Origin of the sequence: uncultured Neisseria sp. (genome assembly GCF_951230505.1) — a bacterium.
GTDB lineage: Bacteria > Pseudomonadota > Gammaproteobacteria > Burkholderiales > Neisseriaceae > Neisseria.
Map to the genome: position 1 here is coordinate 1 of NZ_CATNVN010000013.1, position 20,564 is coordinate 20,564.

Below are 20,564 nucleotides of genomic sequence, written 5' to 3' on the forward strand. Positions count from 1 at the left end.
AAAGCCTTGCCATGTTCAAAACGCTGGCGAATTCCCATCTCGATTATCCTTTTTCCCAGGAAAAATAAGGCTAAGGCCGTCTGCACGGCGCAATGAAATCCATGATCTCATGTACACGCCTGTCCAGACGGCCTTAACATATTCACATTAACGGCGGTTCAACAACACACCAACAACCAAACCAGCCAATGCGGCAAAACCCATCGCATAATATGGTTTTTCATGCACCACTTCATCAGCGTGTTTGGCACCGCGTTTCAAACGCTCGCCCGCATCAGCTTCAAATTCGGCAAAACGCTCTTTGCCTTCTTTAAAACGCTCCTGGGCCGCTTCTTCAAACTGCTCGTATTTTTCACGCGCACGCTCGGCATGATGGCGCAAACGTTCGCCGGCCTCTTCTTCAAAACGGCTCAAACGCTCTTTGGCCGCGGCCAATTTCTCTTCCAATTTGGCCCGGGCTTTGCCGCCCTCTTCCGAACCGGCTTCCACACCGTCGCGGTACAACTCTTCCACATCATCCATCACTTCTCGGATGTCTTTCAGCAAAGCCTCGCGACGTGCTTCAAAATCGTGTTTTTTCATGCCTTTCTCCTTGATATAGGTTGATATGGTTACAGAATATTTATCTGTTAATAAATTATAACCGTTTATTCTAAAATAAACGTTAATTTAAATAAAATTAAGTGCTTATTATGAAAACAATCCAATGAAATTTAAAAAAGGCCGTCTGAAAACTTCAGGCGGCCTTTTCCATTCAGCTTAAAGACTTAGGTCTTATGCCAAACCTTTTGCTTTCAACACTTCCAGCATGGTAGTGCCCAACTCGGCAGGGCTGCGGGTGTAAGCGATACCGGCTTTTTCGAAAGCGGCGAATTTTTCTTCGGCAGTACCTTTACCGCCAGAAATAATCGCACCGGCGTGGCCCATACGTTTGCCTTTAGGAGCGGTAACACCAGCAATGTAACCTACAACAGGTTTGGTTACGTTAGATTGGATGTATTCGGCTGCTTCTTCTTCCGCAGTACCGCCGATTTCACCGATCATGATGATGGCGTCGGTATCTGGGTCTTCTTGGAAGAGTTTCAGTGCGTCGATTTGGTTCATACCAGGAATCGGGTCACCGCCGATACCGATACAGGTTGATTGACCCAAGCCCAGTTTGGTGGTTTGTGCCACAGCTTCGTAAGTCAACGTACCGGAACGGGAAATAATACCGATGCGGCCAGGTTGGTGGATATGACCCGGCATAATACCGATTTTGCACTCACCCGGAGTAATCACGCCAGGGCAGTTAGGGCCGACCAAGCGGGTACCGTTACCATTAGTTTCCAGATAGCGTTTGGCTTTGAGCATGTCCAGAGTTGGCACGCCTTCGGTAATCACAACGACCAAGCCTACGCCTGAATCAACGGCTTCAACGATAGAATCCAAAACAAACGGAGCGGGAACGTAAATTACAGATGCGTCAGCGCCGGTTTCTTTAACGGCTTCTTTCATGGTGTTGAATACAGGCAGGTCCAGATGGGTTTGACCGCCTTTGCCTGGGGTAACGCCGCCGACAACTTTAGTGCCGTAAGCCAGAGCTTGTTCGGAGTGGAAAGTACCGTTTTTACCGGTGAAACCTTGAACCAATACTTTGGTGTCTTTATTAATCAATACGCTCATTCTTTTCTCCTTAGGCGTTTACGGCTGCAACAATTTTTTCGGCTGCGTCATTCAGGCCGTCTGCAGAAGTCAGTTTCAGACCTGATTCGTTCAGGATTTTCGCGCCGAGTTCGGCGTTGTTACCTTCCAAACGAACAACGACAGGAACGTTGACGTTGATTTCTTTAACGGCTGCCACGATGGCTTCCGCAATCATGTCGCAACGTACGATACCGCCGAAGATGTTGATCAATACGCCTTTAACGGATTTGTCTTCCAAAATCAGTTTGAACGCTTCAACCACGCGGTCTTTGGTTGCGCCGCCACCAACGTCCAAGAAGTTGGCAGGTTGACCGCCTTTGAGTTTGATGATGTCCATAGTAGCCATCGCCAAACCGGCACCATTAACCATACAACCGATGTTGCCTTCCAGAGCAACATAGTTCAGGTCGAATTCAGAAGCTTTCAGCTCACGTTCGTTTTCTTGAGATTTGTCGCGCAATTCAGCGATTTTTGGCAGGCGGTAGAGCGCGTTGCTGTCGATACCGATTTTGCCATCTACGCAAGCCAGCGCGCCGTTTTCGCGAACTGCCAATGGGTTTACTTCAAACAGGGCGAAATCGTTTTCGATAAACGCTTTGTACGCGCCGGTCATCAGTTTGACGAATTCGTTGATTTGTTTGTCTTTCAAGCCCAGTTGGAAGGCAACTTCGCGAGCTTGGCAAGGTTGCAGGCCGACCAGCGGATCAACGGTTACTTTGAAGATTTTTTCTGGAGTTTCGGCAGCAACTTTTTCGATTTCCACGCCACCTTCGGTAGAAGCCATGAATGTAACGCGGCGGGTAGAACGGTCAACCACTGCGCCCAAGTACAGCTCGGTTTGAACCGGATACATATCTTCGCAAACCAAAACGCTGTTGACAGGTTGGCCGTTGGCATCGGTTTGGTAAGTTACCAAGTTGGTGCCAATCAGGCTTTCAGCCACTTCTTTAGCTTCTTCGCGGCTTTTAACGACTTTTACGCCGCCCGCTTTACCGCGGCCGCCGGCGTGTACTTGTGCTTTGACAACAGCGAATTTGCCGCCCAATTTGTCGTAAGCTGCAGCGGCTTCTTCGCCGTTGTGTGCCAAAATACCGCCTTGTACGGGCAAACCGTAGCTAGCCAGCAGTTCTTTAGCCTGATACTCGTGTAAATTCATGGATTTCTCCTTAAGGTGAGTGGGTTTTAGGAATCGCCCTGCGGCCAATCCCATATTTTCAGACGGCCCTACTATTTACTGAAGGGCAACCACATCCGCGCCAGCAGATACATGGTTGCACCGCCTCCCCCGAGAATAAAAAAGACGATGCCTTTTTTACGCGAATTCGGGCAGAGCAGATAAACGGCAAGGCTGAAACTGATAAACAACAATGCCACGCGCCAAACCAATTCTTTATCTTTAAAACGGTTGAGCGTATAAGTTTCGGTCATCATCACATACATCTGCCACAATGCGGCCATACACATGCTGATGATGCCCGCCGGTATAAAGAAAATACCGACTATTTCTTTGTTCATAATGAATGTAAATGCTGTTTGTTTGCCTGACGGAATTATAAATCAGAAAACGAAGCTCTCGGAACATTCAATTTGTCGGAGGCCTTAAGGCCGTCTGAAAAGTTTCAGACGGCCTTAATGTCTATCAACCGTGCAAAGCGCGTTTGTCGGCCGCCAATGCAGCTTCGTGAACCACTTCGGACAAGGTTGGGTGGGCATGGATAATGCGGGCGATGTCTTCGCTGCTGGCGAAGAATTCGAGCGCAGTCACGCCTTCGGTAACCAATTCGCTGACAACCGGGCCGATCATGTGTACGCCCAAGATACGGTCGGTTTTGGCATCTGCCAATACTTTAACCGTACCTTTGGCTTTGCCCATTGCCAATGCGCGACCATTCGCACCAAAACCTGAAGTACCTTTTTTGTACTCCACGCCTTCGGCTTTGAGCTGCTCTTCGGTTTTACCCACCCAAGCGATTTCAGGATCGGTGTAAATAACAAACGGTACATTGTTGAAGTCGATATGCGGTTTTTGACCGGCAATGCGCTCGGCAACGGCAACGCCTTCGTCGCTGGCTTTGTGTGCCAACATCGGGCCGCGAACCACGTCACCGATTGCCCATACGTTAGGCAGATTGGTACGGCATTCGCCATCTACTTTGATAAAGCCACGTTCGTCTTTTTCCAAGCCTACGGCTTCGGCGTTCAGGCCTTTTGTGTTTGGAATACGACCGATGGCAACGATCAGTTTGTCGAATACTTCAGTTTTGGCTTCGCCGGCAGCAGTTTCGTAAGCAACGGAAACGCCTTTGCCTTCAGATTTAATGTCGCCGATTTTCACGCCCAATTCAATGCTCAAACCTTGCTCTTTGGTGAAGTATTTGAAGGCTTCTTTGGCGATTTGTTGGTCTGCGGCAGCCAGGAAGGTCGGCGCCGCTTCAAGAATGGTAACTTCTGCACCCACGCGGTTCCATACGGAACCCATTTCCAAACCAATCACGCCAGAACCGATCACGCCGAGTTTGGCAGGCACTTCGGTCAGGTTCAGTGCGCCTTCGTTGTCCAATACGTTCACATTGTCGATAGCGACTTGTGGCAGCGGACGCGGTACGGAACCGGTGGCTACGATGACGTGTTTGGCTTCGATAACGGTTTTCTCACCTTTGTTATCGACTTCGATTTGGTAAGCATCGCCATTTTTACCGGCAAAGGAAGCAGTACCGAACAGGCTGGTTACTTTATTTTTTTGGAACAGGAATTTCACGCCGCCGGTCAGTTTAGTCACGATGGCATCTTTGCGCTCAATCATTTTGGCCGCATCGAATTTTACGTCGCCGACAGTGATACCGTGTTCTGCAAAATCGTGTTGCGCAGCGTGGAAATGTTCGCTGGATTGCAACAGGGCTTTAGAAGGGATACAACCTACGTTTAAGCAAGTACCGCCCAATGCTGGGGCGTTGCCTGCTTTGTTAACGCCTGCGTCAACGCAAGCGGTTTTGAAACCCAGTTGCGCGGCACGGATGGCGGCAACGTATCCGCCCGGGCCTGCACCAATCACTACTACATCATATTGAGACATCGTGTCATCCTTTGCTTTTGCAGTATCTCAAAATAAAAACGATACTTTTTGTTTCTTTTTTATTTTGAATGACTGCGTTTTGATGGTTTTAAGAAAAGGCCGTCTGAAAGTCCATATCTGCCGATTCATTCGAATCAAATGTTTCAGACGACCTCAATCGTTCGTTGAGCCTATTGTAGCACGATACTACATTACGCTACATCTAAATAAAAATTCAGACGGCCTTTTCATTAATAAATAAAAGGCCGTCTGAAACGATTACAAATCCAACAACAGGCGAGCTGGGTCTTCCAACGCGTCTTTAATGGCTACCAAGGTCAATACAGCTTCGCGGCCGTCAATAATACGGTGGTCGTAAGACAGAGCTAGATACATCATTGGACGGACAACAACTTGACCGTTTTCAACCACAGCGCGCTCTTTAGTGGCGTGCATACCCAAAATCGCAGATTGAGGCGGGTTGATGATCGGGGTAGACATCATAGAACCGAAAGTACCGCCGTTGGTAATACTGAATGTACCGCCGGTCAGATCTTCGATAGCGATTTTGCCGTCTTTAGCTTTTTTCGCGTAATCAACAATTGCTTGTTCGATGTCGGCAATGCTCATTTGGTCGGCATCGCGCAGGATTGGCACAACCAAACCGCGTGGGCTGCCAATCGCGATACCGATGTCGAAGTAGCCATGGTACACGATGTCTTTGCCGTCAACAGAAGCATTCACAACCGGGTATTTTTTCAGGGCGGCAACAGCGGCTTTAACGAAGAAGGACATAAAGCCCAGTTTCACGCCGTGTTCTTTCTCGAATTTATCTTTGTACTTCGCACGCAAGTCCATGATTGGTTTCATGTTGACTTCGTTGAATGTAGTCAGAATGGCGTTTTCTTGTTGAGAAGCCAGGAGGCGTTCTGCAACACGGGCACGCAGGCGGCTCATTGGTACGCGTTCTTCAGGACGTGCGCCGGCAGGAAGTGCAACGGCAGGAGCAGCAACTGCGGCAGGTTTGGCAGCGGCATTTTGTACGTCTTCTTTCAATACGCGACCGTCACGGCCGGAACCTTGCAATGCGTTTACGTCGACACCGGTCTCGGCAGCCAGTTTGGCGGCGGCAGGCATCGCGGCGTTGTTTTGTGCAGCAGCAGGAGCGGCAGCTGGGGCTGCTTCGGCAGGCGCAGCAGCTGGTGCTTCAGCGGCGGCAGTAGCAGCTGTATCGATACGAGCCAAAACTTGGTCGGCAACAACGGTTTCACCATCTTGCGCTACGATTTCAACCAATACGCCGGCTTGTGGAGAAGGTACTTCCAAAACCACTTTGTCAGTTTCGATATCGATCAGGATTTCGTCACGGGCAACTGCTTCGCCAACTTTTTTCTTCCATTCCAAGAGCGTGCCTTCAGATACGCTTTCAGACAGCATAGGTACTTTTACATCAATAATCATTTTGTGTCTCCAATGGCCCTTTCAGACGGCCTGTTGTGTGTTTTTAATTCTGCATATGGGCATTCCGCCTGAGCGGCCTCAGACGGAATGCTACTTGGTTTACAATGCCAAAGCGTCTTCAACCAATTGTTTCAATTGAGCAATGTGTTTGCTTGAGTAGCCCACTGCAGGCGATGCGCTGCTTGGACGACCGGCATAAGACAGTTTTTGCTCTTCGCTGATAACGTCTTCGATGCGGTGGCGGATTTGGTAGAACGCACCTTGGTTTTTCGGCTCTTCTTGTGCCCAAACCACAGATTTTGCGTTCGGATATTTCGCCAGTTCAGCTTTAACCTCTTCATATGGGAACGGATACAGCTGTTCAACGCGGACGATAGCAACATCATCTTCCAGTTTACGCTCGGCACGACCGGCTTCCAAGTCATAGTAAACCTGACCGGCACACAATACCACGCGTTTCACGCTGTCGTTGCTTGCACGTTCTGCGGTATCACCGATAACCGGACGGAAAGTCGAACCTTCGGTGAAGTTTTCCAGCGGGCTCATTGCACCTTTGAAGCGCAACAGACGTTTGGACATGAAAATCACCAGCGGTTTGCGGTATGAACCCAAGACTTGGCGTTGCAAGAGGTGGAACATTTGCGACGCTTCAGACGGCATGATGACTTGCATATTGTTTTCAGAACACAGTTGCAACCAACGTTCTACGCGTGCAGAAGAGTGCTCAGGACCTTGACCGTCGTAACCGTGCGGCAGGATGGTGGTCAGGCCGCACAAACGACCCCACTTAGTTTCGCCTGAAGACAGGAATTGGTCAATAGTCACTTGCGCGCCGTTGGCGAAGTCACCGAATTGAGCTTCCCAAATAGTCAGTTTGTCAGGAGCGGAGCAGGCAAAGCCGTACTCAAACGCCATCACGGCTTCTTCGTTCAAAATGGAGTCGATGACCAGGAACTCGCCCATGCCTTCGCCCATATGACGCAGAGGAACATAAGTACCGTCGTCCCATTTTTCGCGTTTTTGATCGTGCAGAACGGCATGACGGTGTGAGAATGTACCGCGGCCAGAGTCCTCACCGGAGATACGCACGCCATGACCTTTGGTCAGCAGGCTTGCGTATGCGAGGGTTTCGGCCATACCCCAGTCGATGGCTTGTTTGCCGGATGCCATGGCTTTACGCGCTTCGATCACACGTTTTGCAGTCGGATGCAGGGCAAAGCCTTCTGGTACAGCGGTAAATTTCTCGGTAAGACGCTCAATATCTGCGGCAGGCAAACCGGTTTCAATTTGTTCGCGCCAATCTTTGCCTTGGTATTTGCTCCAGTCGATTTGTGTGCGTTGGAAGTTGCTCAAAGTTGTTTGCTCAACATGTTCGCCTTTGTCCAAAGCATCACGGTAGGCTTGGATGTAACCGTCAGCCTCAGCTTGGGTTACCACACCTTCGGCAATCAGTTGTTCGGTGTACAAAGCACGCGCACCTGGGTGTTGCGATACTTTTTTGTACATCATCGGTTGGGTCAAGGTCGGATCATCGCCCTCGTTGTGGCCCCATTTACGGTAGCAGACAACGTCGATCACAATGTCTTTATGGAATTTTTTGCGGTAATCTAAGGCAGCTTGGATAGCAAAGCAAACGCGTTCAGGGTCATCGCCGTTCACATGGATAACCGGAGCGGAAACCATTTTCGCGATATCGGTACAGTATACGGTTGAACGGGTATCGCGGGTATCGGAAGTGGTAAAGCCGATTTGGTTGTTGATCACAATGTGAACAGTACCGCCGGTGGTATAGCCGCGTGTTTTAGACAGGTTGAATGTTGCTTGGTTAACTCCTAAACCGATAAATGCGGAGTCACCGTGAATCAATACCGGCAAGACTTTATCGCGGCCGTTTTCGCCCAAACGTTTTTGTTTAGCGCGCGCAGAACCTTCCACTACTGGATTAACGATTTCCAGGTGTGACGGGTTAAATGCCAAAGAAACGTGCATTGGGCCGTGCGGAGTGGCGATGTCGGAGCTGAAGCCCATGTGGTATTTCACGTCGCCGCTAGGCAATTTGATTTCGGCTCGGCCTTCGAATTCGGCAAACAGATCAGCCGGTTTTTTGCCCAAAATGTTAACCAAAACATTCAGACGGCCACGGTGTGCCATACCGATGATGACTTCTTCCACGCCGTCTTTACCGGCGTTTTGAATCAGGTAGTTCAAACCGGCAATCGCGCTTTCGCCGCCTTCTACACCAAAGCGTTTTTGGCCGACATATTTGGTATGCAGGTAGCGTTCCAGAGTTTCGGCGGCAGTCATTTCTTTCAAAATGCGGCGTTTTTGATCGGCATTGTAATGCGGTGTGGACAATACGCTTTCAAAATAATTGCGCACCCAACGACGCTCTTCGGTATTTGGAATGTAGATGTACTCTACCGCGATATGGCCGCAGTAGGTTTGTTTGAGGTTACTGATGATTTGGGACAGAGGCAGTTTGCTCTGACCGGAAAAATCGCCCTCGCCCATATTGAACTGAAGCGCCATATCGGCATCTGACAGACCGTGGAATTTAGGATCGAGAGCTTCAATATTTTGAGGAGGAATACGTTTGAGCGGATCAAGTTGGGCTGCACCCACGCCTTGGATACGATAGGCAGAAATCAGTCGCAAAACGCTGACTTGCTTTTTCATCATTGCCTCATCCACACCGCCTGCGACGGCTGCGGCAATTTTCTTTTTAGCCAAAGTGGCAAATGATTCACGAATCGGTGTATGGGCAACATCGACAGCGACTGCGCCCGGCTGTTTACTCAAATCGGTAAAGTACTGTTTCCATTTTTCATCGACAGATTCCGGATTATCCAGAAACTTTTCATACAACTCCTCGATGTATGGCGCATTAGAACCAAACAGATAAGAGAAATTGAGTTTTTCGTCCATCATGGCGTGAGCTCTTTTCTTTAAAATATAAACAAAGGGTAGAATCCCGTGTTCTCCGAACGGAATTCAGGCCGTCTGAAATGACACTTTATTCTACCCTATTTCAAATCAAATTACCTGCTATCAACTTAATTAATTACGACCAACCTCATTGAAAACGGCAATTCGATTTTTTCAAACGACTTTTCAATAATATATTAATATATTGTCTATTAACGTTTATCTACCGGAACGTAATCGCGACGCTCTGCACCGGTATACAGTTGACGTGGGCGACCGATTTTCAGTGCAGGATCGCTAATCATTTCATGCCAATGAGAAATCCAACCTACACTGCGCGACAATGCGAAGATAACGGTAAACATTTCAGTTGGAATGCCCAATGCGGACAAGACGATACCGGAGTAGAAATCGACGTTTGGATACAGCTTGCGCTCAACAAAGAATGGATCTTTCAGTGCGATTTGTTCCAATTCCATCGCCAGCTTAAATTTAGGACTGTCTTCCAAGCCCAATTCTTTCAAGACTTCATAACAGGTTTCGCGCATGATACTGGCGCGCGGGTCCATATTGCGATATACGCGGTGACCGAAGCCCATCAGACGGTATCTGCGTTGTTTCACGCCTTCCATGTATTCGGCAACATTAGACACATCGCCGATTTCATCCAACATTTTCAACACGGCCTCGTTTGCACCGCCGTGTGAAGCACCCCACAGGCAAGCGATACCGGCTGCGATACAGGCAAACGGGTTCGCACCTGAAGAGCCTGCCAAACGTACGGTCGAAGTAGAGGCGTTTTGCTCGTGGTCCGCATGCAAAATGAAGATGCGGTCGAGCGCACGAGCCAATACTGGATTAGGTTTGTATTCTTCACATGGTGTCGCAAACATCATGTGCAAGAAATTTTCAGCGTAGGAAAGGTTATTTTTTGGATAATTGAACGGCAGACCGTTGGAATAACGGTAACACATTGCCGCAATTGTCGGAATTTTGGAGATTAAGCGGTAAATCGCAATTTTGCGGTGTTCAGGATTGGTAATATCCAAGCTGTCTTGATAAAACGCAGACAGCGCGCCAACCACACCCACCATCATCGCCATCGGATGCGCATCACGACGGAAACCGCGGAAGAACCAAGTCAGCTGTTCATGCAGCATAGTATGGCGACCGACTGTGGCATCAAATTCTTTTTTCTGTTCAGAGGTAGGCAGTTCGCCGTAAATCAACAGATAGCAAACTTCCAAGTAATCAGATTTTTCGGCCAGCTGCTCGATAGGATAACCACGGTAATACAACAGACCTTCATCGCCATCAATATAAGTAATTTTGGATTCGCAACTTGCAGTTGACACGAATCCGGGGTCGAAGGAAAACAGACCTGTATTTTTAGTCAAAGTACGAATATCAACCACATCATGGCCGATACTTGCTTCCAATACTGGCAGTTCCAAGGTCTCTTGATTTGGGGTGGTGAGCTTGACTGATTTAGACATTCTTAAACTCCTTTGTAGGTTGGGGCTTTCGTTGCCGTCTAAGCGGCACGGTCTTTTTTTCAGACGGCCTCCGTATGGAAAGAGCTTGTTCGGATCGGTATCGCAAACAAGCTCTATAACACATCATGCCTGTCTGATTTTTTCAAGCATGGGAATCAGGTGCTTCTTGTCCGTCGCCGAATGTCCGTTAATCAAGGCAAGCAACTCTTGGTCTTGAAATTCGAGGATTTCGGAAAATTCGGACAACTCCTGATCACTCAGGTGCTCGAATTCTTTTTCCATAAACCTGCCGAAGATTAAGTCTAATTCCAACAATCCCCGGCGGGTTTGAAAACGGATTTTCCGTTTGGCAATATCGTCAAAAACCATCATTTCTTAAACGGCTCGTTTCAACATAATCTCTTTAATCTTACCGATGGCTCGGGTCGGATTCAAGTGTTTAGGACATACGTCTACGCAGTTCATAATGGTGTGGCAACGGAACAAACGGTATGGATCGTTCAGATTATCCAAACGCTCATTAGTGATGGTATCACGGCTATCCGCAATGAAACGGTAAGCATTCAGCAAGCCAGACGGACCAACGAATTTATCAGGATTCCACCAGAATGACGGGCAGGCAGTCGAACAGCAGGCGCACAAAATACACTCGTACAAACCATCCAACTCTTTACGCTCTTCCTGAGTTTGCAGACGCTCTTTGTCCGCATCGATAGGGTTGTCGTTGACAACGTAAGGTTTGATTGAGTGATATTGTTTGAAGAACTGGGTCATATCCACAATCAGGTCGCGGATAACAGGCAGACCTGGCAGAGGGCGGATTTTAACCGGCTGTTTCAGGCTACGCAGATCGGTCAGACATGCCAAGCCGTTTTTACCGTTGATGTTCATACCGTCAGAACCGCAAATACCTTCGCGGCAAGAACGGCGGAAAGACAATGTATCGTCTTGTGCTTTCAGGCGCACTAAAGCGTCTAAAAGCTTAACGTCGGTTGGTTCCAATTCCAACTCGTAACGTTGCATATAAGGTTTGGCATCAACGTCCGGGTTGTAACGGTAAATTTCAAAACTCATTTTTTCCATGAGAAGTGTTCCTTTTCTCATAAACTGCTCAATGATTTTGTATTATGAATTCAAGCAGTTCAATGTGGGTATGGTTAGGTTTCAGACGGCCTTTAAGGTAAAGGCCGTCTGAAAACTCATCAATAAACGCGTTTAGCCGGTTTGATGTATTCCACGCTCAAAGGCTTGGTATGTACCGGTTTGTAAGACAAAGTATTGGTATCTGAATGATACAGGGTATGTTTCATCCAGTTTTCGTCATCGCGCTCAGGATGGTCGTCTGAAGCGTGTGCGCCACGCGATTCTTTACGTGCTTCGGCAGACACCAAAGTCGCTTTCGCTACTTCAATCAGATTATCCAATTCCAAAGCTTCGATACGCGCGGTATTCCATACTTTGCTCTTGTCTTTGATTTCAGTACGTTTCACGCGCTCGGCAATCTCCATGATTTCTCGAACGCCTTTGCTCAGAATCTCATCGGTACGGAACACACCGGCATGCAGTTGTACGGAGCGTTGCAGTTCGCGACGCAATGCATCAACGTTTTCACCATCGGTTTGGTTGTCTAAACGCTCGATACGTTGGCGGGTCAATTCACCGGCATTAGCAGGCAGAGGTTTCCAGTCGCTTTGCTCTTTGATGAATTTAATCATACTGTCGCCGGCAGCTTTACCGAATACCACCAAGTCCAACAGGGAGTTGGTACCCAAGCGGTTCGCGCCGTGTACGGAAGCACAAGCGCACTCACCTGCTGCATACAGACCTTTTACAGGCACTTCGTAATCTTCACCTTGCGGAACAACAACTTCGCCATGGTAGTTGGTCGGAATACCGCCCATCATGTAGTGGGTAGTCGGCACAACAGGAATCGGGTCTTTAATTGGGTCGATACCGGCAAACTGAATGGAAATCTCGCGGATGCCCGGCAGTTTTTCCATAATTTTTTCTGCACCGATATGGTCGATTTTCAGCAATACGTGGTCTTTGTTTTTACCACAGCCACGACCTTCGTAAATTTCCATCGCCATCGCACGGGAAACCACGTCACGGGAAGCCAAGTCTTTTACAGTTGGAGCATAACGTTCCATAAAGCGTTCGCCATCGGCATTCAACAGAATACCACCCTCACCACGTACACCCTCAGTAATCAATACACCGGCACCGGCTACACCGGTCGGGTGGAATTGCCAGAATTCCATGTCTTCCAACGGAATACCTGCACGTGCACAAATACCCAAACCATCACCGGTATTCATATAAGCATTGGTTGAAGACGCATAAATACGGCCGCCACCACCGGTAGCAAACATCACAGCTTTAGCGTGGAAAATATAAACTTCGCCGGTTTCCATTTCCATGGCAGTTACACCGACTACGTCGCCGTTTTCATCACGAATCAAATCTTGCGCCGTCCATTCCACAAAGAATTGTGTATTGGCACGGACGTTTTGTTGGTACAAAGTATGCAACATCGCATGGCCGGTACGGTCGGCAACCGCACATGCACGTTCTACCGCACGTTTACCGTGTTCGGCAGTATGACCGCCGAAAGGACGTTGGTAGATTTTGCCACTTTCCACACGGTCAAAAGGCATACCCATGTGCTCCAACTCAATTACGGCTTCAGGCGCGGCGCGACACATAAACTCAATCGCATCTTGGTCGCCCAACCAGTCGGAACCTTTCACGGTATCGTACATGTGCCAATCCCAACGGTCTTCCTGCACATTACCCAATGAAGCAGAAATACCGCCTTGAGCCGCTACAGTATGAGAACGGGTTGGGAACACTTTAGACAAAACAGCACAATTCAGGCCGGATTTAGACAATTGGAGGGCTGCGCGTAAACCTGCACCACCACCGCCAACAATCACGGCATCAAACTTGCGAACAGGAAAACCCATATTTACCCCCAAATTACTTTAACTGAATACACCAAGCAGCCTACCAACCAAACGATGGTGGCAACTTGTAAAAACAAACGCACGCCGAAAGGCTTAATGTAGTCCATCCACAAATCGCGGATACCTACCCACGCATGCAAAAATACGGCCAAAAAGCTCACTTGAGTAAACACTTTCACCCAAGTCTGATCAAAAAATGCCTGCCATGCCGAATACTCTTTAGGCAATGTAAACAAAACAACCAAAAGAACTACGGTATACACCAACATGATGACCGCAGTTGCACGTTGCATTGCCCAATCGCGCAAACCGTAATGCGCACCTGTCAATTTACGTTCTACCATAACAAAGCTCCCAAAACGACGGTCAGAATCAAAGCAGAAGCAAATACAACTTTAGCAGTAGCACGGGCAGTATTTAATTCCAAGCCTTTGTGTACATCCAAAAACAGAAAGCGGATACCGGCGAAAAAGTGGTGCAGATATGCCCACAACAGACCGATAAGGATCAGCTTCACAAACGGATTGGAGATAGCAGAACGATATGCTTCAAACGACGCTTCGCGATCCAGCGTTCCGGAGAAGAAATACAAGAGAACAGGCAGCATCACAAACAAGCCGACGCCGCTGATACGGTGAAGAATAGATACAATCCCCGGTATGGGCAATCGGATATTCGGAATTTCCAAAAATACCGGGCGTGATTTGGCGGACATGGTCAGTTCCTCTAGATTTATTATCAGCTCAAAACCTATAGCTCAGCACTACAATAAGCTACATAAACCATAATTTACCTGTTTTATCTCATTTTGAACAGTGCAATTTATGAATGCTCTAATGATTTTTACCAAAAGACTAATAAAATCAAACAATCATTCTTAGATTTTTTTTTGCATGGCTAGCCTTTTTTGTTACTTTCCTGCAATTAAGCCATCTCCCCATCAAAGCACTTACGATAACATCATTATTGTTTGAGAATTGTATCTATTGTGAGATAAATTCTCACTCTTGATACCTAATCTTTACAAAGGCATAAGCCATTCTTAACTTATTACCATTGCATTATCACCACTACTCTTACATAGTTATACATTCAAAGACATTTCATCCATCTCTAGATGGACTAAAATACAGCACAACACCAACAATGTTTCCATACCTTATAAGGAAGCTGCATCATGACACACTCCCCTCATCAAAACACACCCGATCCGGAAGACTACATCCCCTCCTTCCGCCGTCGAAACTTGGACACATCCGGTTTTATGAAAAAACTCGGACGCTTTGCAGGCCGCCTGGGCAAACCTGTCGTCCGACAGCTTTATGCACTTTATTACCTTTGGGAATCTGAACACACGCCCAAACGGGCCAAAATGATTATTGTCGGTGCACTGGTTTATTTTCTCAGCCCCATCGACAGCATTCCCGACCTGCTGATTCCATTTGGTTTCAGTGACGACATTGCCGTCATTGCATTGGTTTATTCTCAGATGAAAAACTATCTGACCGAAGATATTCAAGAAAAAGCCCGTCAAGCAGCTGACAAGCTGTTTGGTTATTGATTAGATAGAGTTCAACTACACATATATAAATAATAAGAAGAAGGCCGTCTGAATATTCAGACGGCCTTCTCGGTTTATGACTTTTTATTTCAAAGGCTGCATACCCATAACTTCCATCAGGAAGTTGGTAAACGCAGGATTACTTGGCTTGGTATCCATGTTTTTCCAACGTTGTTGCCAACCGCGCAAAGCACCTTGGATGTACTGTTTGGATTGCTCGGTAGTAATTTCACCACGTTGGCTGTCAACGGCAGAGCGCAGATAAACTTCGTACATACTGTCATCGACGGAGTTGCGTCCCACTTGTTGGATACGGAAGCGGTTCAAATATTGGGCAGCCTGAACTTTGGTCAGACTACCTTGGCTCACTTGGGTACTCAAGCGACGTGCTTCATCATGAATCTTGGAAACATCTGCCCAATGCGAAGGAGCTAAATGATAACCGGTAGCTGAAACTTGTGAATCAGCCTTAGGTTTCTTAACGTTAGTTGGTCGAACTGGCACTTCTTTCAATGTTGGAACATAAATCGATTCACAACCAGCAAGTGCCGCCACAGCAAGGATAGGAAGAATGTATTTTTTCATAATGCGCATTATAAGCATGATTCGTTGAAGAAACCAACTTTTGAATAACGGTATTCAAAACAGATTAACTGAATTACAACAGATTTCATACGATATCTCAAGCCCATACGCAAAAAAGGCCGTCTGAAAACGGCCTTTTAACGACAATCCTATATTATGCCAAATCGGCAAACAGAGGTGTAGAAAGATAGCGTTCGCCATATGATGGCAATAAGACAACGATCAGCTTACCTTCGTTTTCAGGTTTTTTGGCCAGTTGCAATGCACTCCATACTGCGGCACCTGAAGAAATACCTACCAAAATGCCTTCTTTTTCAGCCATAGCGCGCGCAGTTTCAAACGCTGCCTCGTTAGGTACTTTGGAAATGCTGTCGTAAACAGTCGTATTCAAAACGCTGGGGATAAAGCCTGCACCCAAACCTTGAATCGGATGCGGGCCTTTCTCGCCACCGCTCAATACTGGGGAAGCTTCAGGCTCGACAGCCACGATTTGAACTTCGGGTTTGTATTTTTTCAACACTTCACCTACGCCGGTAATCGTGCCGCCAGTACCCACACCGGCCACGAAAATATCCACTTTACCGTCTGTATCGCGCCAAATCTCTTCGGCAGTAGTTTTGCGGTGAACTTCAGGATTGGCCTCGTTATCAAATTGGCGCGGCATGAAATAAGTACCCGGATGTTCGTCCACTAAAGATTGGGCTTTGGCAATAGCGCCTGCCATGCCTTCGGCAGCAGGAGTCAAAATCAATTCTGCACCGAATGCACGCAGCAGCATTTTGCGTTCTTTACTCATGCTTTCAGGCATGGTGATGGCCAATTTATAACCGCGGGCCGCACACACCATGGCCAAACCGATACCGGTATTGCCACTGGTCGCCTCAACGATAACGGTATCTTTATTGATTTTACCGGCTTGCTCGGCCGCTTCAATCATGGCTTCAGCAATACGGTCTTTTACGCTGCTGCCCGGATTGAAAAATTCAAGTTTAACGGCGATTTGCGCTTTTAAACCTTCGGTCAGGCGGTTCAGTTTCACCAGAGGTGTGTTGCCGATCAGCTCGGTAATATTATTTGCAATTTTCATTTCCTGCTCCTGATTTAGATGTAATACAGCCTGCATATTAAACTCAGGCCGTCTGAAAAACCAATATCGAAAATTTCTTTCTTTATAACTTTTGGTTCAAGCGCGGTCAATATCCACTGCGCTCAAAAATCAATGCAACGGCAACCACAGCCTGCATCACGACGGCAACCATCCAGCCTGCCCACATCTGCCGCATACTGAAAAGAGAGGCAGACTGCTTGCAAACAACCACACGGTGCAGATAAAACACCAGCATCAACACGCCCTGCAAAACAAACCAATAAATCGGTTTCAAAGCATAAATTTTCAGCAAGGCCGCCCATGCAAAAACCGAGCCTGCCTGCGGCAAGATGAAATAAACCGCGCAGGCCAGGAAAACAAAAGCCAAAGTCATGACAACATTGGAAACGGCAAATAAGGTTAAACCGGCATATTCGCCTGCCGACCAAAACTTTTTGTCTTCCGTTTTACTGCAATCGTCAATAAAGAAGAAAATACTGGCGATTGTCAGATAAAAATGAGGGATGAACAAAGGGCCTGTATGCGTAAAGCCCCACATTCCGGGCAACAAGCGTGCACCCAATGCCGAAACCCCCAGCCACAACAACACCGCAGCCCAAAGCCATTGAAACCGCTGCGCGCGAAAAATAAACGCCAACGATACCGCAGCATACGCAATGGCACACCAAAAATCCAAAGAAACCATCATGAATACTGCAACTCGCCTTCAAAAACGGTTTCCGCAGGGCCGGTCATTTGCACATCGCCACCTTCTTCCCAACTGATAAACAATTCGCCGCCAGGCAAAGTAACACGCACAGGCGTACCCGCTTTCAGCAAGCCATTGCGCACGCCTGCCACCACGGCCGCACACGCTCCAGTGCCGCAAGCCTGAGTTTCTCCCACCCCGCGTTCAAACACGCGCAGGCGGACTGACAATTCATCTTCAACCTGCAAAAAGCCGACATTGACCCGTTCAGGAAACTGCTCGTGCGATTCAATAGCGCCGCCCCAATGCTCCACCGGTGCGGTTTCAACATTATCAACCAAAATTACCGCATGCGGATTACCCATATTCACACAGCTTACCGGTACAGACTCCAAACCGACTAAGACAATATGTGTCAACGCATCTTCCGTTTCACCATGCGCAGGCACAAACGGAATTTCAGACGGCATGAAACGCGGTTTACCCATGTTGACGGTAACCAAACCGTTATCCAACAGCTTCGGCACAATAATCCCTTTGGCCGTTTCGACCAAAATTTCCGTTTTATCCGTCAAACCCTTATCCGCGACAAAACGCGCAAAACAACGCGCTCCATTGCCGCACTGCTCTACTTCCCGACCATCGGCATTGAAAATGCGGTACCGAAAATCGACCGCATCAGAAGAAGGCTTCTCCACTACCAAAAACTGATCAAAACCCACGCCGCGATAGCGGTCTGCCCATTGGGCAAGCGGCGCAGCCAATGGATCAAAGTCCTGTTCGATGGCATTGACCACCATAAAATCATTGCCCAAGCCGTGCATCTTCGTAAATTTCAAAGTTTTCATTATTCATTCACATTCTTATTAAATCATTATTTCGGCACATTCTACACCAGAATGATATATTCGTTTCTATCTTGTTTTTCAGACGGCCTTGCGCCCTTTTACCAATACTAACACCAGCCACCCCGCAAAAATACTATACTTCCCACATTACAAACATTTCTTATTACAAGGATACACATTATGAAAAAAGTTCTCTTACCTGCCCTTTTGGCCGCTTCACTCAGCGCATGTACAGTCGGCACACCCGGCGTTTCCGTCGGTTTAGGCGTTGGCACCAGCATCGGCCGCCATGTCGGCTTGGGTACATCCATCAACATCCCTGTCGGCTTGGACAAAACCACCAAAGGCACGGATTCAGACGGCATCCGTATCTCAGAAGAACAAATCGTGACCTATTTTGATGCACACGGCACACCCAGCAACAGCGCAGTCAAAGGCGGTTTCCATCGCCAACTGATCAGCAAACGCAACAACGAATATGTCGTCCAAGACTTTTACAGCGACAACAGCCAAAAACGCACGGACCCCTACGTCCTCAGTCGCAACCAACTGATGCAGTTCCGCGCCACGCCAAGCAACGGCTCGTTAACCACTTACGCCTACAACGGTACGGTAATGCAGCAGCAAGTGTTCCAAAACGGTAAATTGGTTAACGCCAAATACTAAAGGCCGTCTGAAACGGCTGGGAAGCATGTGAAACTTGATTACAAAATATTTTTAACATTCAAACATTTGAAATATTTTGCACCATTTTCTTGAAAATACTGATTGACACATTTTTTCCAGCCATTATAATACGCCCCATTCCCCGATAGCTCAGTCGGTAGAGCGACGGACTGTTAATCCGCAGGTCCCTGGTTCGAGCCCAGGTCGGGGAGCCAAATTTTAAAAGCCTGAACTTCTGTTCAGGCTTTTTTACATCAATAAGGAACGATTGTTCTTTCCCAAAGAAAGTCCTGAATCCTCATAAGACCTTTGCCAAGGTCTCTATCCGCCAAACTGGCATGCCTTGCGCCCTACTCACTTCGTCTGGCGAACAGGTGCAAACAACCCGAAACCTTTTTCAATCAGGTTTCGGGTTGTTTCGTTTTTTGAATAAACGGCATCTTTTCAGACGGCCTTGTCCATCAAATTTGGCACATCATTTCACACACGGATTGTCTAAAACGACCGAGACATTGCGTTCAGCTTTGTTCATATACGTCATGTGGACTTTCTTGCCTTTGAATTCTACTTCGACGACGGATTCCAACGAGACAACATCTTGAGGGAAGCCGAATTTTTTGTCGTTTGCGGCAATGAATTTGACGGGTTTGTCGCGAAATAGCGAGTAGAACGACACGCCTTTATTACCTGCGGTCACAGCGCATTGCGTTTTGCTGTCGGTGGCGATGACGGAGGAAAGCGTCTGAGGTTTGTGGGTACGGTCGGCGAAGGTGGTGTAGGAATCATACGATCCGAAGCTGGTTCTTAATGCGAAGGTATTGCCAAGCCATTCATAGCTAGTCCTGTCTTTGGGAAGATTTTTTTCGATGGCTTTTTTGCCTGCAGAGAAAGAGCATTCTTGGGTTTTGTGGTTACAGACTTTTTTAACGCTGAACTGCTTGTCCGGAGAAGTAATGATGGTTTCGGCGGCAAGGCTGTTTGCGCTTGCTGCGGCGAGCATACAGCTTAAAAGAAGTGAGAGGATGGGAAGGGACGGTTTCATTTTGTTTGATGTATCAGTTGGTTTTTATAGTGGATTAAATTTAAATCAGGACAAGGCGACGAAGCCGCAGACAGTACAGATAGTACGGCAAGGCGAGGCAACACCGTACTGGTTTAAAGTTAATCCACTATAATATTGATTGAGCGGGTTTGAATGCAATAAACACTCAATATACCTTCGGCGGAATAACTGCCGATATGTTGATTTCAATCTGCAAAACAGATAGTACGAAGGCCGTCTGAAACTGATTTTTTGCGTTTCAGACGACCTTTGTTTGCTTTGCGTCGCGGGTTTAGCGGAAGAAGTCGCCCATGCCTGCCGGCAGGCCTTGGGTAAATGCACCCATGGTTTTGTTGGTCGTTTCTTCGGCTTTTTCAGAAGCGGCATTGATAGCGGCCAATACCAAATCTTCCAGCATTTCTTTGTCGTCAGCGGCTTCTTGAATCAAATCAGGGCTGATTTCAAGTTTGCGGACAACAT

Annotated in this window: 21 protein-coding genes and 1 tRNA gene; 3 read left to right on the forward strand and 19 right to left on the reverse strand. The window is 47.7% G+C overall.

What is annotated here, in order from left to right:
• Nucleotides 1–147 precede the first annotated feature (147 nt).
• From Q1M25_RS01805 to sdhC, 13 genes are all read right to left on the reverse strand, one after another.
• Nucleotides 148–582: a DUF883 family protein gene (locus Q1M25_RS01805; RefSeq protein WP_070843376.1), complete on the reverse strand. Its 435-nt coding sequence runs from the start codon at nt 580–582 to the stop codon at nt 148–150.
• 192 nt (nt 583–774) lie between these two features.
• On the reverse strand, nt 775–1,665 hold the full coding sequence (gene sucD, locus Q1M25_RS01810; protein WP_070734676.1) for a succinate--CoA ligase subunit alpha: 891 nt from the start codon (nt 1,663–1,665) through the stop codon (nt 775–777).
• Nucleotides 1,666–1,675: 10 nt separating this feature from the next.
• Nucleotides 1,676–2,896 (reverse strand): ADP-forming succinate--CoA ligase subunit beta, encoded by a 1,221-nt coding sequence (gene sucC, locus Q1M25_RS01815; protein ID WP_004519273.1) that lies wholly within the window; start codon nt 2,894–2,896, stop codon nt 1,676–1,678.
• Nucleotides 2,897–2,913: 17 nt separating this feature from the next.
• Entirely contained in the window at nt 2,914–3,201 is a 288-nt protein-coding gene (locus tag Q1M25_RS01820) for a hypothetical protein (RefSeq protein WP_002242554.1), read from the reverse strand.
• Nucleotides 3,202–3,325: 124 nt separating this feature from the next.
• Nucleotides 3,326–4,759: a dihydrolipoyl dehydrogenase gene (gene lpdA / locus Q1M25_RS01825; RefSeq protein WP_002217382.1), complete on the reverse strand. Its 1,434-nt coding sequence runs from the start codon at nt 4,757–4,759 to the stop codon at nt 3,326–3,328.
• Between the two features lie 258 nt (nt 4,760–5,017).
• Nucleotides 5,018–6,199: a 2-oxoglutarate dehydrogenase complex dihydrolipoyllysine-residue succinyltransferase gene (gene odhB / locus Q1M25_RS01830; RefSeq protein WP_300481150.1), complete on the reverse strand. Its 1,182-nt coding sequence runs from the start codon at nt 6,197–6,199 to the stop codon at nt 5,018–5,020.
• 99 nt (nt 6,200–6,298) lie between these two features.
• Complete coding sequence (locus tag Q1M25_RS01835) at nt 6,299–9,127, reverse strand: 2-oxoglutarate dehydrogenase E1 component (protein ID WP_300481152.1); 2,829 nt, start codon at nt 9,125–9,127, stop codon at nt 6,299–6,301.
• Nucleotides 9,128–9,336: 209 nt separating this feature from the next.
• A complete protein-coding gene (gene gltA, locus Q1M25_RS01840) occupies nt 9,337–10,620 on the reverse strand; it encodes a citrate synthase (RefSeq protein WP_150537691.1) in 1,284 nt (427 codons plus the stop codon).
• A gap of 123 nt (nt 10,621–10,743) precedes the next feature.
• Complete coding sequence (locus Q1M25_RS01845; protein WP_003678830.1) at nt 10,744–10,992, reverse strand: succinate dehydrogenase assembly factor 2; 249 nt, start codon at nt 10,990–10,992, stop codon at nt 10,744–10,746.
• Between the two features lie 3 nt (nt 10,993–10,995).
• Nucleotides 10,996–11,703 (reverse strand): succinate dehydrogenase iron-sulfur subunit, encoded by a 708-nt coding sequence (locus Q1M25_RS01850; protein ID WP_003678833.1) that lies wholly within the window; start codon nt 11,701–11,703, stop codon nt 10,996–10,998.
• Nucleotides 11,704–11,822: 119 nt separating this feature from the next.
• Nucleotides 11,823–13,586, reverse strand: coding sequence for a succinate dehydrogenase flavoprotein subunit (gene sdhA, locus Q1M25_RS01855; protein ID WP_004519265.1), 1,764 nt, complete (start codon nt 13,584–13,586; stop codon nt 11,823–11,825).
• A 2-nt stretch (nt 13,587–13,588) separates the two neighbouring features.
• On the reverse strand, nt 13,589–13,930 hold the full coding sequence (gene sdhD / locus Q1M25_RS01860) for a succinate dehydrogenase, hydrophobic membrane anchor protein (protein WP_004519264.1): 342 nt from the start codon (nt 13,928–13,930) through the stop codon (nt 13,589–13,591).
• A complete protein-coding gene (sdhC, locus tag Q1M25_RS01865; protein WP_003686156.1) occupies nt 13,924–14,301 on the reverse strand; it encodes a succinate dehydrogenase, cytochrome b556 subunit in 378 nt (125 codons plus the stop codon). Before sdhC ends, sdhD begins: the two co-directional genes overlap by 7 nt.
• A 462-nt stretch (nt 14,302–14,763) precedes the next feature.
• Here sdhC and Q1M25_RS01870 point away from each other — a divergent pair, with 462 nt between their 5' ends.
• Entirely contained in the window at nt 14,764–15,147 is a 384-nt protein-coding gene (locus tag Q1M25_RS01870) for a YkvA family protein (RefSeq protein WP_300481164.1), read from the forward strand.
• Nucleotides 15,148–15,231: 84 nt separating this feature from the next.
• On the opposite strand, the gene Q1M25_RS01875 is transcribed toward Q1M25_RS01870, so the two are convergent.
• The 4 genes from Q1M25_RS01875 to dapF form a co-directional block, all read right to left on the reverse strand.
• Complete coding sequence (locus Q1M25_RS01875) at nt 15,232–15,741, reverse strand: membrane lipoprotein lipid attachment site-containing protein (protein WP_049344413.1); 510 nt, start codon at nt 15,739–15,741, stop codon at nt 15,232–15,234.
• A 145-nt stretch (nt 15,742–15,886) separates the two neighbouring features.
• Nucleotides 15,887–16,819, reverse strand: coding sequence for a cysteine synthase A (cysK, locus tag Q1M25_RS01880; RefSeq protein WP_141756489.1), 933 nt, complete (start codon nt 16,817–16,819; stop codon nt 15,887–15,889).
• Nucleotides 16,820–16,925: 106 nt separating this feature from the next.
• A complete protein-coding gene (locus Q1M25_RS01885; RefSeq protein WP_300481173.1) occupies nt 16,926–17,528 on the reverse strand; it encodes a hypothetical protein in 603 nt (200 codons plus the stop codon).
• Entirely contained in the window at nt 17,525–18,376 is an 852-nt protein-coding gene (gene dapF / locus Q1M25_RS01890; protein WP_300481176.1) for a diaminopimelate epimerase, read from the reverse strand. The genes Q1M25_RS01885 and dapF overlap by 4 nt, the downstream gene beginning before the upstream one ends.
• A gap of 180 nt (nt 18,377–18,556) precedes the next feature.
• Here dapF and Q1M25_RS01895 point away from each other — a divergent pair, with 180 nt between their 5' ends.
• Nucleotides 18,557–19,042, forward strand: a complete 486-nt coding sequence (locus Q1M25_RS01895; protein WP_070583654.1) for a NemA protein — start codon at nt 18,557–18,559, stop codon at nt 19,040–19,042.
• 139 nt (nt 19,043–19,181) lie between these two features.
• Nucleotides 19,182–19,257: transfer RNA gene (locus Q1M25_RS01900), tRNA-Asn, on the forward strand.
• 260 nt (nt 19,258–19,517) lie between these two features.
• Here the strand turns inward: Q1M25_RS01900 and Q1M25_RS01905 are convergent.
• Both Q1M25_RS01905 and Q1M25_RS01915 read right to left on the reverse strand, forming a co-directional pair.
• Complete coding sequence (locus Q1M25_RS01905; protein WP_300481179.1) at nt 19,518–20,084, reverse strand: hypothetical protein; 567 nt, start codon at nt 20,082–20,084, stop codon at nt 19,518–19,520.
• A 292-nt stretch (nt 20,085–20,376) separates the two neighbouring features.
• Nucleotides 20,377–20,564 (reverse strand): YbaB/EbfC family nucleoid-associated protein (locus Q1M25_RS01915; protein ID WP_300481182.1); only part of this gene is annotated, 188 nt, incomplete at its 5' end.

Coding starts and splice junctions, on each gene's coding strand:
- Q1M25_RS01845 (WP_003678830.1), bottom strand. CDS start 10,992: ATGATGGTTTTTGACGATATTGCCAAACGGAAAATCCGTTTTCAAACC.
- sdhC (WP_003686156.1), bottom strand. CDS start 14,301: ATGTCCGCCAAATCACGCCCGGTATTTTTGGAAATTCCGAATATCCGA.
- Q1M25_RS01895 (WP_070583654.1), top strand. CDS start 18,557: ATGAAAAAAGTTCTCTTACCTGCCCTTTTGGCCGCTTCACTCAGCGCA.
- Q1M25_RS01870 (WP_300481164.1), top strand. CDS start 14,764: ATGACACACTCCCCTCATCAAAACACACCCGATCCGGAAGACTACATC.
- sdhA (WP_004519265.1), bottom strand. CDS start 13,586: ATGGGTTTTCCTGTTCGCAAGTTTGATGCCGTGATTGTTGGCGGTGGT.
- Q1M25_RS01835 (WP_300481152.1), bottom strand. CDS start 9,127: ATGATGGACGAAAAACTCAATTTCTCTTATCTGTTTGGTTCTAATGCG.
- sucC (WP_004519273.1), bottom strand. CDS start 2,896: ATGGGATTGGCCGCAGGGCGATTCCTAAAACCCACTCACCTTAAGGAG.
- gltA (WP_150537691.1), bottom strand. CDS start 10,620: ATGTCTAAATCAGTCAAGCTCACCACCCCAAATCAAGAGACCTTGGAA.
- odhB (WP_300481150.1), bottom strand. CDS start 6,199: ATGATTATTGATGTAAAAGTACCTATGCTGTCTGAAAGCGTATCTGAA.
- Q1M25_RS01875 (WP_049344413.1), bottom strand. CDS start 15,741: ATGCGCATTATGAAAAAATACATTCTTCCTATCCTTGCTGTGGCGGCA.
- cysK (WP_141756489.1), bottom strand. CDS start 16,819: ATGAAAATTGCAAATAATATTACCGAGCTGATCGGCAACACACCTCTG.
- sdhD (WP_004519264.1), bottom strand. CDS start 13,930: ATGGTAGAACGTAAATTGACAGGTGCGCATTACGGTTTGCGCGATTGG.
- Q1M25_RS01850 (WP_003678833.1), bottom strand. CDS start 11,703: ATGGAAAAAATGAGTTTTGAAATTTACCGTTACAACCCGGACGTTGAT.
- dapF (WP_300481176.1), bottom strand. CDS start 18,376: ATGAAAACTTTGAAATTTACGAAGATGCACGGCTTGGGCAATGATTTT.
- Q1M25_RS01905 (WP_300481179.1), bottom strand. CDS start 20,084: ATGAAACCGTCCCTTCCCATCCTCTCACTTCTTTTAAGCTGTATGCTC.
- Q1M25_RS01805 (WP_070843376.1), bottom strand. CDS start 582: ATGAAAAAACACGATTTTGAAGCACGTCGCGAGGCTTTGCTGAAAGAC.
- sucD (WP_070734676.1), bottom strand. CDS start 1,665: ATGAGCGTATTGATTAATAAAGACACCAAAGTATTGGTTCAAGGTTTC.
- lpdA (WP_002217382.1), bottom strand. CDS start 4,759: ATGTCTCAATATGATGTAGTAGTGATTGGTGCAGGCCCGGGCGGATAC.
- Q1M25_RS01820 (WP_002242554.1), bottom strand. CDS start 3,201: ATGAACAAAGAAATAGTCGGTATTTTCTTTATACCGGCGGGCATCATC.
- Q1M25_RS01885 (WP_300481173.1), bottom strand. CDS start 17,528: ATGATGGTTTCTTTGGATTTTTGGTGTGCCATTGCGTATGCTGCGGTA.